Below are 13,518 nucleotides of genomic sequence, written 5' to 3'. Positions count from 1 at the left end.
GAGAGATCACTGGGCTTTTTGTTGTCTTTTGTCCGATGAATGCAGCTGCTGCATTTGTTGTTCTTGATTTTCAGATTCATCCGGATTTTGACGGACTTTGACGTCCTTCGGGAGTTGGGGAATAATGCGTCCCACCATGTCAGCGAGTTCTGAAGCAAAACCGGATATCGGATGTCCTTGACGAATATGTTCACCTATTTCTTTAATTCGTTCAGTGACATCGGCATCTGCAGTAACGATGGAATCTACACCTTCGGGGTCTTTGCGAAGCGCTTCGGCAACAGAGTACTTAATGGTACCTACCCGAGCACGTTCCAATTCACCATCTACATCAATGCCAACTACAGCTGTATTACCGAGTATGACGCAGTTCGCATCTTCAACACCTTCTACTTGCTTGGCAAGGGCTTTAAGGTGATTAATCCGTTTTTCATTTGGCATCCGGCCACTTTCTGCATCATCTGCAATGTTGGTATCATGAACTTCACCTGTATTCTCATTGAGACGGTCCAGACGTGAAGGGTTCATCCGATCTTCCTGTGCATTGAGCATGTGAGATCCTTTCCTTTGATCTTGCTGAGTTGTTACATTTCCTCCGTAACCTTTCGCATGTGTACCCTGATTCGGCGAAGCGTTGCGTGTGGAAGTGTTGCAACCTGTAAGTATAAAGATCAGAAGCAGCGTGCATACCCATATTTTCATAAATGTTCATCCTTTCTTGGAGTTTTTCAGAATGGTTGACAATTATTTTGCCCTAGTCGAATACATTTATGTATGGGATCATGATTGTCCATGCCGCTGCTGAAAGATCACACTATCCATGCCTTTAACGACGCCGCTTTGGAGGGGATTGAATGAAAAAGATTTTTGTATTGGATACCAACGTGCTTCTGCATGACCCCAATGCCATATTTGCCTTTGAGGAACATGAGGTAATCATTCCCGCGGTTGTACTGGAGGAGATCGACTCCAAAAAAAGAAATGCCGATGAAATTGGGCGTAATGCCCGCAATGTATCCAGACTGTTGGATGGATTACGTGAACTGGGTCACCTGCACAGTGGGGTGCCTCTGGCTAATGGAGGTAATCTGAAAGTAGAACTGAATCATCGGAGTTTCGTGAAAGTCCAAGAAATGTTTGGTGAAGTGTCCAACGATAATCGCATTTTGGCTGTCGCATTGAATTATCAGATTGAAGAGAATGAAAAGGAAGTAGTCGAACGTCAGGTGGTGCTGGTCAGTAAAGATGTGCTGGTGCGCATCAAAGCGGATGTACTTGGTCTGTTCACACAGGATTACTTATCAGATCGGACGGCAGGACTCAGTGAGTTATATCCAGGTTATACGGCCCTAAAAGTTCACCCGTCAGTGATTGATGAGTTTTACACATATCGTTTTCTACCGATCAAACCGTTACAGTTGTCTTATTCGCTGTATCCGAATGAATTCGTCATTCTCAAGGATGAGATGGGAACCAATAAATCGGCTTTGCTTAAAGTGAATACAGAGGGAACGAAGCTGGAGCCGCTTTTCCTCAGTAATGATAATGTCTGGGGCATTAGCGCCCGTAACGCGCAACAACGTATGGCACTGGAACTGCTTTTGAATGATGACATCCCGCTTGTTACCATCACAGGTAAAGCTGGAACAGGGAAAACCTTGCTGGCACTTGCAGCAGGTCTGCTTAAGGTAGAGGATGATCATAAATACAAAAAACTGTTGATCGCTCGTCCTGTCGTTCCGATGGGGAAAGATATTGGTTACTTGCCTGGTGAGAAGGAAGAAAAACTCCGTCCATGGATGCAACCGATTTATGATAATCTGGAATTCCTGTTTGATACCAAAAAAGCCGGAGATATCGATAAAATTCTAATGGGGCTTGGCAGTATTCAGGTGGAGGCTTTGACGTATATACGTGGAAGATCTATACCTGGACAGTTTATCATTATTGATGAAGCTCAAAACCTGTCTCGCCATGAAGTGAAAACGATCGTATCAAGGGTTGGTGAAGGCAGTAAAATTATTTTGATGGGAGACCCCGAACAAATAGACCATCCGTATCTCGATTCCGCCAGTAACGGTCTGACGTATATCGTTGAACGCTTCAAGCAAGAGGGGATTAGCGGACACATCATGCTCGAAAAAGGAGAACGCTCCAAGCTGGCACAGCTTGCAGCTGATTTATTGTAAATTCATTCAGGGGATTTATTTCCCGGAAAATGTTGCTATTGAAGCCGGCTCTTAGAGCCGGCTTTTTGCTGAAAAAATAAGAAAGCGTTATTGCACAGAACTCGATATGCTCTTAGTATGCAAAAATCCGAAAAAGTGTTTTTCGGCAGGGTAGGACAAGAGCACTACTTATTTGTTACAATAATTGCTGCAGGAAAAAACTAGGTGAACAAGGAGGGGAGTTAATGAAGCGTAGACATCAGGTTGTTTTGTTCGCGGTATTGCTGCTTTCGTTAACGATCCTGTCTCCAAGTTTTGACTTCAGAGGTCCGCAGCTCAATCAGGAACGTGACCAGGAAAAGGATACCTTCCCGGGTTCTTCTTCGCGTAATGAAGATGCTCAAGCTCCGCTGGAGATTGTGGTCGCTATGTCGGATGAAGAGTTTCAAGCCTTTCATAAGATAGCCAAAGAAGTTGCTGCTTCACAGTTAGTAGAGATTAATCTTCGGAATGAGAAGCCAGATACATATAAGCGTGTTTTGGATCTTGAGTTTTCACTAGGGGAGAACGGGGATGTGGTTCTGCTTGATAGTGAGGAAGTGCAATACTATGCCAAAAAAGGGCATTTGTATCCGTTGAACGGTACAACATTATCAAAGTCGCTTGGGGAGACCGTTGCCGAGCTGCGTGGCATGACGGAGTGGAATGGTTATCAATGGGGGATGCCTTTTGATTTTGATCCTTATATTCTGGCGGCACAATCTTCATTTCTGAAAAAAGCCGGTCTGGAGACGTTGCCTCATAGTAAAGATCAGTGGACCAAACTCACTCAACAATCCATAGCGGAAGGAATGCCGTTAATTGCAATGAACATGAATGATATGTACGGGACGAGTGCGTGGTTGAATCATTTTGAACCGGGGATGGCACCTGATCTAGTTAAACGATCGCAAATTTCCTCGCAAACGGGTGATCTTGAGCAGGGAATTCAGTTAATGGACCAGCTTCAGCCCCATATTAAGGTCCAGTCTACCGATCCGGAGTTCTCTCCAACTGCTGACCAGAACGGAACCCCGATAGTTGTATCATTGTTATCGCAATTATTAAGTGCAGTGCAAGTGAGTACAGGTGATCAAGATTCTTTAGAGCGCATTTCTTTCGAAACTTTGGAAACTGTGAAGTCCAGAAGTCTTGTCATTACTGCCGGTTCGATTGAAGCAGAGGAAGCAAGCAGATGGATTGAAGGCATGACGTCTGCTACGACACAGTTGAAATGGTACCAACAGACTAATCGGTTGCCCGCGAAGCAACAGGAATTAGATGTGGAGTCTGAAAAGCTCGCTGGGGATTATGACATGACAAAGGGACAATCCTGGTTTTCAACCGAAGATGTCCCCGCTGTAACGGCCGAAAGGCACGCTGTGATAACCCATTTCCATAAAAAGGTGCAGCAACTCTTAAAGGGAGAAATCACGGCCAATCAATACGTAGATAGTATCAGAGCGACAAATTAACTTTAAGTTCATGTTCAAAAAGTCTGGTTTTCAGTACCAAGAAGATGGAATGAAGCTAGAAATGGAGTAGCGGAGCGTAGGAAAAACTACGTGAGCAACGGACATTTCGGCTGAATTTCATATTCGATGCTGACGATGCCACAAGGCATCCTTCGTAATCAAAAGTGGACTTTTTGAACAACCTCTTTAAAAAGATATAGCCAGTTTTACTTCTAGTACACCCTCACTTGTTGAAACATCGGTGGCTTTGACGAAGGACAGAATTTTCTGCGGATAGAAGCCAAGGTCAAACTCTCTTTCCAGCATTCGGCGAGTGGTGTCTGGTAATTCAAGCTGATTGAATACAAGTTTGTCCACATGAAAACGAATGGAATTTTGAGGTTCATTTTCTACCGTATAATGTCCTTCAATGCTTAATTGCAACTGATCCCGCTGACCGGAAGCTGTAATTTTATCCTGATTGAACTTAAAGGCAAAGTCTTCAAAGATGGAATTCTGGGAACGTAGAAACGCATTAAGCTCATCTTGGCCAATCCGAATTGTATACGTTGTTCCTGTTGTGGATATACCTCCGTTTTGCTCTTGAATAAAGTCCGGAAGGTTCTGCATCGCAGATGCCAAAGCTTTAAAATATCGTTTCACCTCATAGATGCCGATATTCTCCCAATAGAGAGTCAGTTCGTCCATCAGTTTTTGAATCGCCGCCGCATCTCCGCTGGTGGCTATTTGGTCGTCCACTTCTTTTTGCAAGGCGACAACACGTTCTCGCTGGTTTTGAAGATTAGTCTTCATTTCAGATAATTCTGCTGTAGTCTGACGAATCTGAGTGGAAGTCTGTTGCAGGTCGCGATAACGGTCTTGATACTTGTCCAGCACAGCCTGATCCCGTCCTATAATAATCTGGTAGTAATCATACAGTACAAACAGGTCTTTGAATGACCTGGCTCCCAGAACTGTCATGAGAAGACTGTCGCGTTCTCCCGTGTAGTAGGATCTAACTACAGCGCCGGCCCGATCTTGCTGAATATGTATCTGCTGTTCCTGTTCCTGAAGCTGGACGGATAATGTCTCGTATTGTTGAGCCAGCTGTTTCTGCCTTTCTGCGATGCGTTCGATTTCATGATCGATTTCAACGATGGACAGACTTTTTTGCAAGATTTCACGTGTATCTTCGGGTGAAGACTCTCCATAGGCATAGGTTGATGGTAGCTGTAGAAACACAAATACAATGATGCATAATATAAAGGCGGTAATGCCGTATTGACGTTTCACCGATCATTCTCCTTTCCACTTCTTAAATGACAATAGTACAGGCTTGTTGTCTTCCAGACAATATATGAAACAAATACGTGAAATATCCTTAGTGGTTACATAACACCACGAACAATCATTTAATCTGAACACAACAAAAAAGCAACCCGACTGATGCCGGATCACTTTGATGCTGCAGGTGGATTAGAGCGGCAACCCCATTTGGAATACAGTCCAGTAGCTGAATCCCGTGAATGTCACGATCATATAACCCCAGAAGAGCAATATGTACGTTCTTTCAGTGAATTTCAAGTATCCCAAAATGACAAAAAACGCAGTCTGCAGGAAAAAAAGCAAAGCCATTTCGACCAGATCTCCCGCAAAAGCCATCAGGCCAATCGCAAGCGTGAAGAACCCGAGTACCCGAAACATGCGTGCCACGGTAAATCCTCCTCTCCTAAGTGCGATCATAGATTGTCTACACAACATTATACCGGGAAAGGAAAAACGTGTAAACAAAATTGGATATGAAAGCGAATTCTTTTTTTGCCCTTTAGCAAGTAAAGCGGGAGTAGTTTTACATATGTTACGTATGAGCAAGGCTAAATGTGGAAATACATTTTAGTATGAAATCAATTCTATGAACTCTATGAGAGGCATAAGAATGAATGAAGCAGCTTTTATACCTAATTCACATACCGGGCTTCCGGTAATGCGGACGGTTATTTTAGGATGTTGTTAGGAGGGTATTATAGCATGACTGCAGTGAGACAGGATGCTTGGAGTACAGAGGACGATTTGATATTGGCTGAGGTTACTTTGCGTCATATTCGGGAAGGTAGTACACAACTGGCCGCTTTTGAAGAGGTAGGCGAAAAAATAGGCAGAACTTCTGCCGCATGCGGTTTTCGCTGGAACAGCTGTGTACGTAAAAAGTATGAGTCTGCCATCAGTAACGCCAAGGCACAACGGCAAAAACGCAGTTATCTCAGAAAGCAGCCGGCTATGCTGGGACCGCAGGTTGCAGCTCTATCTACACTGGATACCGAAGAACATCTGTACAAATCAGATGGGATCTCGGACGATTCATTATCAATGGATGCGGTAATTCGCTTCCTTCGACAATGGAAAGGAACAGTGCAGGAGAGCAGTCGTCAGCTCAAGATGCTGGAGAAGGAGCTTCGGGAGAAAGAAGATGAATTGCTGGAACTGCGCTGCGAGAATGACCGTCTCTCCAAAGAAGTGAATGAGGTGCAGACGGATTACCGTGTGGTAAATGACGATTACAAAGCTTTGATTCAGATTATGGATCGGGCTCGCAGACTCGCATTTCTGTCTGAAGAAGAAGAGGAACTCAAAACACGTTTCAAGATGGATGCCAACGGGAACCTGGAACGAATTGAATAGCAAGAACAGGCCTTTGATTTGCGAATGTCAGATATAAACCCGCCACACCTCCGTTACATAACGGCAGGTATGACGGGTTTTTAGTTTGGTGTTTTTGCTCTATTATAGATAAGAGAAGATTACCTACTGAAGCGGAGAGGGGTGCATCATATGATTATTGACATCGTAGGAGCAGGGTCACTGGGTCTATTATATGGCGGAAAACTGCTGGCGGCAGGTAACCAGGTTCGATTTTGGACCAGAACACCCGCTCATGCAGAGCTACTAAGCCGTGATGGAGTAACGATCGTGGAGCGAGACGGGAAGATACATATTCTACCGGATCAGATACAGGCAAAACCGATCAACGAGCTGTCGGACACGTGGGAGCACACTCCTGGAGAATGGTTGCTGCTCATGGTTAAGCAGACAAGCATTGACGATTTCATTCATGAGATTAGTCCATTGAAGGATCATGTGCTGAACATCGCGTGTTTTCAAAATGGGATGGGCCATCTGGAAAAATTACAAGCTGCTTTGCCACATTCACTGCTATGTAGCGTGATTACAACAGAGGGTGCGAAGCGTGCCCAGTGTGAGGTCACTCGTGCGGGTGCAGGTGAAACCAGACTGGGGAGGCGTAACATACATATAGAAGCACCTTCCTCAATAGAGGAGAAGAGCACATTTACTCTATCGAAACTTCTGCAGCAGGCAGGATTTGACTGTACAGTGTCGAATGAAATCGATAAGCTGATATACAGAAAACTGTTGATCAACGCGGTCATTAACCCGCTTACGGCATTATGGCGAATTCCCAATGGTGAATTGATCACTAAGGAAGATCGCAAGAAGCTTATGCGCCAGTTATATGATGAAACATTGGTAATCTACTCAACCAGTGGAATAAGGCTAGATCAGGATATGTGGGAGCAACTGATCGATGTCTGTCGTTCCACAGCCACGAATACTTCCTCCATGCTTGCAGATGTTCTTCAAGGACGTGGTACAGAAGTCGGATCAATCAACGGACATATTGTAAGGATGGCACAAAAGTCAGGCCTTACTGCACCTACACATGAAATACTGCTTCATCTGATTGAAGGAATGCAACCGGAAGGAGTGAGTTAATGGCACTTTTTATTGTATTGAGCATACTACCTTTTTTTCCGTTCTTTCTTGTGTATTGGGGAATGTACATTTGGAAAAAAGACAAACGCTCAGCATTGCGAATGGCAATGGATGTAACCACTTTTTTTCTCGTATTTTCAGTTTCAGCGTTATTCAACTTAACATTTGACTCGAATTTTGGTTTTTATCTGACATTAATACTCATACTAGTAGCACTTGGATTCATTGGGGGTGCGCAAAATCGACTAAAAGGGAAGGTCGATAGGGGTAGAATGTTCCGGGCCGTATGGCGCATGGCTTTCGTCATCATGAGTTTCGGGTATGTTTTGTTTACTTTATTTGGATTATTTAGATACTTCATGCAACAGATGTGAGGATACATAACGCAAAAGGGCTAAAAAATGTGTCGATTTTGTCGAAAACTGAAAAAAACATTACTTTCTGAAAAAGTAATGTAGATTTTTTTGACCGGTGGTTGTATAATCTATAAACATATAAACCATATCAATTTAGGGGGAACGTGTTAGATGAAAAGGAAAAGTCTATTAGTCCTTTTGACGCTGATTTTGGCGTTCGGTACCGTACTTGCAGCGTGCGGATCGAAAAACGAAGGCACAGGTAACACCGATACTGGTTCTGCAAACGAAGGAAATGGTCTTGCTAAAGATCAAATCCTGAAAATCAACCTGTCAGCTGAACCTCCTACGTTGGACCCGGCTCAAGCAAAAGACAGCCAAACCAACACAGTTCTGAAATTCTTGTATGAAGGTCTTGTACGCATCGATGCTGATGGTAAAGAACAACCAGGCGTAGCTACAGACTGGACAATCTCCGAAGATGGTTTGAAATATGTTTTCAACCTGAACCCGGAAGCTAAATGGAGCAATGGTGATGCAATCACTGCCGAAGACTTTGTTCGTTCTTGGGAACGTGCTTTGAAACCGGAAACAGCTTCTCCATATGCATACCAATTGTACTACATCAAAGGCGCTGAAGGTTACAACCTCAGCAAAGACGAAACATACACTGGTACTAAAATCACAGATTTCTCACAAGTAGGCGTTAAAGCTACTGATGCAAACACACTGGAAGTAACGTTGGAAAACCCAACACCATACTTCTTGGGTCTGACAGCATTCTACACGTACTATCCAGTACATGCATCTGCTGACACAAATGATAAATTCTTCACAGACTACAAAAACATGATCGTTAACGGACCATTCGTAATGGATCAATACGCTAAAGGTCAAAAAATTGTTGTGAAGAAAAACGATGGTTACCATGCAGCTGCCGACATCAAGTTGGCTCAAATCGATATGTCCCTGACTAACAGCAGTGCTTCTGAACTGCAAGCTTACAAATCAGGACAATTGGACTACACTGGTGCACCTAACGGTGAAATTCCTTCCGACCAAATTCCTTCTGTAAAAGCGGAATTGCCGGACGAGTTCAAAGCTACTGGTATTGCAAGTACTTACTACTACCAGTTCAACGTAAACGAAGCACCATTTAACAACGTTAAAATCCGTAAAGCATTTGCAATGTCCATTCAACGTCAGTTGATCGTTGACAAAGTAACACAAGGTGGACAAATTCCAGCATTCGGCTTTGTACCTCCAGGTATCCGTGGTGAAAACGGCGAATTCCGTGATGAGCACAAAGACGATTACTTCACTGAAAATGTGGACGAAGCTAAAGCATTGCTTGCTGAAGGTATGAAAGAAGAAGGTTACACAACATTGCCAGCTGTTACTTTGATCTACAACACAAGTGATGGTCACGCGAAAATTGCTTTAGCGATTGCTGACATGTGGAAACAAAATCTTGGTGTTGATGTGAAAACAGAAAACCAAGAGTGGGGCGTATTCCTTGAGAACCGTCAAAACCAAAACTTCCAAGTAGCTCGTGCAGGTTGGTCTGCTGACTACAACGATCCATACAACTTCTTGGAAATGTGGACTACTGGAAACACAAACAATGATTCCAAATTCAGCAACGAACAGTATGACAAAGATGTTAAAGACACTGTAAAATCTGCTGATCCAGCTGCACGTATGGCTGCATTTGCTGACGCTGAGAAAATCCTGATTCAAGATGAAATGGGCGTTATGCCAATCTATTACTACACTAACGTATCTTTGACTAAGCCTTATCTGAAAGGCGTACAACTTGATTTCAGTGGAGCTATTGACTTCACTCGTGCATATCTGGAAGAGAAATAAGTTGTTCTGAAGTCTAATATGATTACTTCGGGATATATATGTGGAATTCCATATATATCCCGATTTTTTTGTATGTGCACCGATTTTCCTTATAATTCTTGAAATTTCCGATAAATGGATTGGACTTTATTTCTGTCTAATTCTACAATCGATTTGTATACAAAATATTGTTTGTGGAGGTGTGCAAGGGTTGGTTAAGTACGTTTTGAAAAAACTACTATTTATGCTGCTATCGCTTTTCATACTCGCATCGATGACTTTCTTCCTGATGAAGGCCATTCCTGGTGACCCTTTTACATCCGAGAAAAAAGTATCACCTGAGATCCGTGCACTCTTGGAAACCAAGTATGGACTGGACAAGCCGATGTATGAACAATACCTGAAGTATATGGGTGGAATTGTCAAAGGGGATTTCGGGGTTTCAATGAAATATTTGAATCGCGATGTATCCAGTATGATTGCTGAGACATTCACCGCTTCACTGAAGCTTGGAATCTTTGCGATCATTATCTCCATTATTGTTGGTGTGTTGCTGGGTCTTCTGGCAGCTGTTTATCACCGCAAATTGATTGATGATGTCACAATGGTCATAGCTGTCATAGGTATTGCTGTTCCGAGCTTCTTGCTCGCATCATTACTACAGTATCTATTTGCCTTCAAATTGGGATGGTTCAACGTTATGGGCTTCGACGGACCGCTTGACTATGTACTCCCAGTTGCAGCATTGTCTGCATCACCAATTGCCTTTATCGCACGTTTGACGCGTTCCAGCATGTTGGAAGTTTTACATGCAGATTATATCAAAACAGCTAAAGCCAAAGGTTTGAAATGGCCAGCGATTATGTTTAAACACGTTGTAAGAAACGGTATTCTACCGGTAGTAACTTATGTTGGTCCAATGACAGCGAATATCATCACAGGTTCCGTTGTAATTGAACAGATCTTTAACATCGGGGGAATTGGTAAAGTATTCGTAGAAAGTATCACAAACCGAGATTACACCATGATTATGGGAATCACGATTTTCTATGGTATTCTCCTCATGTTGGCACGTTTCCTAACAGATATTGCTTACGTGCTGATCGATCCTAGAATTAAGCTGGAAAGCCGGAAGGGGGCATAACGTTGTCTGGCACGAATAATAAAAAGAATGAAACGGCGAACACTAACCTGACTAGTCAGGCAGCGGTTAAACCGCAAGAAAGTGTATCCCTTTTTAAAGATGCCATGTACAGACTTGCAACCAATAAGGCTGCTATGATAAGTCTGGGTGTATTGGTTCTTGTCGTGATTTTCTCTTTGATTGGTCCAACTTCTTTGTTCACAAGTTATAATTATTATTCAAATGATTTGATGAATGCCAACGCAGCGCCTAGTGCCGAGCATTGGTTCGGTACAGATGAACTTGGTCGTGATGTATGGGTAAGAACATGGGTTGGTGCTCGTGTATCCCTTACTGTAGGTTTGGCAGCAGCTCTGATTGACCTTGTTATTGGTGTAATCTATGGTGCAATTATGGGTTACTATGGCGGACGTGTTGATGGTATCATGAACAAGTTCTCCGAAATCCTGTATTCCCTGCCTTACATGCTCGTTGTTATCTTGTTGCTGGTTGTATTGGAACCAAGTCTGACAACCATCATCATTGCCCTCACCATTACAGGCTGGATCAGTATGTCGTGGATTGTACGTGGTGAGATTATGCAACTCAAAAACAGAGACTTCATTCTCGCGGCTCGCTCCATGGGTGCAAGTACAGGACGTCAATTGTTCCGTCACTTGTTGCCAAATGCAGTTGGTCCGATTATCGTAACTTTGACATTGTCCATTCCTAACGCGATCTTTGCTGAGGCGTTTCTGAGCTTCCTCGGACTTGGTGTATCTGCACCGAGATCATCCCTGGGATCCATGATCAATGACGCACTCACAGGCTGGACGCTGTATCCTTGGCGGATGTGGTTCCCGGCAGGTCTGATGGTTCTGACTATGCTTGCATTTAACTTGCTCGGTGACGGTTTGCGCGACGCGCTCGATCCGAAATTACGTAAATAGAAATAGGAGGTGGGATTATGGAGCCGATTTTAACAGTCAAGGACTTGAGCGTGTCATTCTCAACGCGCTCTGGTGAATTTGATGCCGTTAAAAATGTGAGTTTTGAAATTGGCAAAGGAGAGACGCTGGGGATCGTAGGTGAATCCGGTAGTGGTAAGAGTGTTACCGCCCAAACCATCATGAAATTGATTCCCTCCCCGCCTTCGAAGGTCAAAAGCGGAGAAATTACTTTTCACGGGCAAGACCTGCTGAATAAGACAGACAAACAAATGGAAGCGATTCGTGGTAAAGATATCGGTATGATCTTCCAAGATCCAATGACTTCTTTGAATCCTACCATTAAAATTGGTAAACAAATTACCGAAGTATTGCGCAAGCATCAGAACATGTCCAAACAAGCGGCGGATAAAGCTGCTTTGGAAATGCTGGAACTTGTAGGTATCAAAAATGCAGCTATTCGCATGAATCATTATCCACACCAATTCTCTGGTGGTATGCGTCAGCGTGCCATGATCGCGATTGCGCTTGCATGTCGTCCATCCCTTCTGATTGCGGATGAGCCGACAACTGCACTTGACGTTACAATCCAGGCTCAAATCCTGGATGTAATGAAAGACATGCAGCAAAAGCTTGGAACATCGATCATGCTGATTACGCATGACCTTGGTGTAGTAGCGGGTATGTGTGACCGAGTTGTTGTTATGAAAGAAGGCGAAGTTGTTGAAACAGGAACAACTGCTGAAATCTTTAGTAACCCTCAACATCCATATACGATTAAATTGCTGAATGCTTTGCCTCGTCTGGACGAGCCCAAAAAGGAAAAACCAACACCGGCTGGTATTATCAAAGGCAGCAACAAGCCTCTGGTACAAGTGAAAAACTTGAAACAGTACTTTAATCTGGGTAAAGGTAACATTCTTAAAGCGGTTAATGACGTAAGCTTTGATATCTTTGAAGGAGAAACACTTGGCGTTGTAGGTGAGTCAGGCTGTGGTAAATCCACAACAGGTCGTACCATTTTGCGTCTTTATGAGCCAACTGGCGGAAGTGTTAACTTTAACGGAACGGATATCTACAAGTTGTCCCCGCGTAAAATGAAAGAAATGCGTAAAGATATGCAGATGATCTTCCAAGATCCGTATGCATCCCTTAATCCGCGTTTCAACGTTATGGATATTATCGGAGAGTCCCTTGATATTCATGGTCTGGCTTCTAGCTCTAAAGAGCGTAAGAGACGAGTGGAAGAGTTGCTTGATCTGGTAGGTTTGAATCCAAGTCATGCACTTCGTTATCCACATGAATTCTCTGGTGGTCAAAGACAACGGATCGGGATTGCGCGTGCACTTGCTGTAGACCCTAAATTCATCATCTGTGATGAGCCATTGTCTGCACTGGATGTATCCATTCAGGCTCAGGTCGTTAAATTGCTTGAAGAACTTCAGCAACGTCTCGGCTTGACATACCTCTTTATTGCGCATGACTTGTCCATGGTTAAACATATCAGTGACCGTGTAGCTGTAATGTACATGGGTAAAGTGGTTGAACTCGCAGAAAGTGAAGAACTGTATGCGAACCCTGTCCACCCTTATACCAAAACATTGCTCTCCGCGATCCCTGTGCCTGATCCGGAAGTGGAAGCGAACAAACGTCGCATCTTGCTGCCGGAAGAGCATATGAGCCCGATTCAAAATGGATCTGGCGGTCCTGCAAATGACCCGTACAACCTGGAAAATGCTCAATTGATTGAGGTTTCCAAAGGTCACTGGGTTGCAGAGCCTTACGTATAATAGA

General features: G+C 43.7%; 12 protein-coding genes. 9 read left to right on the top strand and 3 right to left on the bottom strand.

Going from position 1 to position 13,518, the window contains the following annotated elements:
• Positions 1-6: 6 nt before the first annotated feature.
• The gene (locus MKX75_RS20375; RefSeq protein WP_076332327.1) at positions 7-702 is read right to left on the bottom strand and encodes a YhcN/YlaJ family sporulation lipoprotein; all 696 of its coding nucleotides are present in this window, start codon (positions 700-702) and stop codon (positions 7-9) included.
• A gap of 152 nt (positions 703-854) precedes the next feature.
• Between MKX75_RS20375 and MKX75_RS20370 the strand changes: the two genes are divergently transcribed.
• Complete coding sequence (locus tag MKX75_RS20370) at positions 855-2,189, top strand: PhoH family protein (protein ID WP_024628438.1); 1,335 nt, start codon at positions 855-857, stop codon at positions 2,187-2,189.
• A gap of 224 nt (positions 2,190-2,413) precedes the next feature.
• Positions 2,414-3,682, top strand: a complete 1,269-nt coding sequence (locus MKX75_RS20365; protein WP_339166568.1) for an extracellular solute-binding protein — start codon at positions 2,414-2,416, stop codon at positions 3,680-3,682.
• 186 nt (positions 3,683-3,868) lie between these two features.
• Here the strand turns inward: MKX75_RS20365 and MKX75_RS20360 are convergent, their stop codons facing one another.
• Both MKX75_RS20360 and MKX75_RS20355 read right to left on the bottom strand, forming a co-directional pair.
• Positions 3,869-4,954, bottom strand: a complete 1,086-nt coding sequence (locus MKX75_RS20360; protein WP_339166566.1) for a hypothetical protein — start codon at positions 4,952-4,954, stop codon at positions 3,869-3,871.
• Positions 4,955-5,137: 183 nt separating this feature from the next.
• Entirely contained in the window at positions 5,138-5,374 is a 237-nt protein-coding gene (locus MKX75_RS20355; protein WP_076332330.1) for a DUF2626 domain-containing protein, read from the bottom strand.
• A gap of 315 nt (positions 5,375-5,689) precedes the next feature.
• Here MKX75_RS20355 and MKX75_RS20350 point away from each other — a divergent pair, with 315 nt between their 5' ends.
• The 7 genes from MKX75_RS20350 (at position 5,690) to MKX75_RS20320 (ending at position 13,514) form a co-directional block, all read left to right on the top strand.
• The gene (locus tag MKX75_RS20350) at positions 5,690-6,340 is read left to right on the top strand and encodes an RsfA family transcriptional regulator (protein WP_017687282.1); all 651 of its coding nucleotides are present in this window, start codon (positions 5,690-5,692) and stop codon (positions 6,338-6,340) included.
• Between the two features lie 150 nt (positions 6,341-6,490).
• A complete protein-coding gene (locus MKX75_RS20345; RefSeq protein WP_339166565.1) occupies positions 6,491-7,450 on the top strand; it encodes a 2-dehydropantoate 2-reductase in 960 nt (319 codons plus the stop codon).
• The gene (locus tag MKX75_RS20340) at positions 7,450-7,824 is read left to right on the top strand and encodes a DUF3397 domain-containing protein (RefSeq protein WP_062835469.1); all 375 of its coding nucleotides are present in this window, start codon (positions 7,450-7,452) and stop codon (positions 7,822-7,824) included. The genes MKX75_RS20345 and MKX75_RS20340 overlap by 1 nt, the downstream gene beginning before the upstream one ends.
• Before the next feature lie 153 nt (positions 7,825-7,977).
• Entirely contained in the window at positions 7,978-9,675 is a 1,698-nt protein-coding gene (locus MKX75_RS20335; RefSeq protein WP_062835468.1) for a peptide ABC transporter substrate-binding protein, read from the top strand.
• Between the two features lie 190 nt (positions 9,676-9,865).
• A complete protein-coding gene (locus MKX75_RS20330; RefSeq protein WP_062835467.1) occupies positions 9,866-10,798 on the top strand; it encodes an ABC transporter permease in 933 nt (310 codons plus the stop codon).
• 2 nt (positions 10,799-10,800) lie between these two features.
• Entirely contained in the window at positions 10,801-11,727 is a 927-nt protein-coding gene (locus tag MKX75_RS20325) for an ABC transporter permease (RefSeq protein WP_082762815.1), read from the top strand.
• Between the two features lie 17 nt (positions 11,728-11,744).
• The gene (locus tag MKX75_RS20320) at positions 11,745-13,514 is read left to right on the top strand and encodes an ABC transporter ATP-binding protein (protein ID WP_062835465.1); all 1,770 of its coding nucleotides are present in this window, start codon (positions 11,745-11,747) and stop codon (positions 13,512-13,514) included.
• The last annotated feature ends 4 nt before the right edge of the window (positions 13,515-13,518 follow it).

The organism is Paenibacillus sp. FSL R5-0341, assembly GCF_037975235.1.
Lineage (GTDB): Bacteria > Bacillota > Bacilli > Paenibacillales > Paenibacillaceae > Paenibacillus > Paenibacillus amylolyticus_A.
This window is presented reverse-complemented; position numbering and strand designations above follow the sequence as displayed.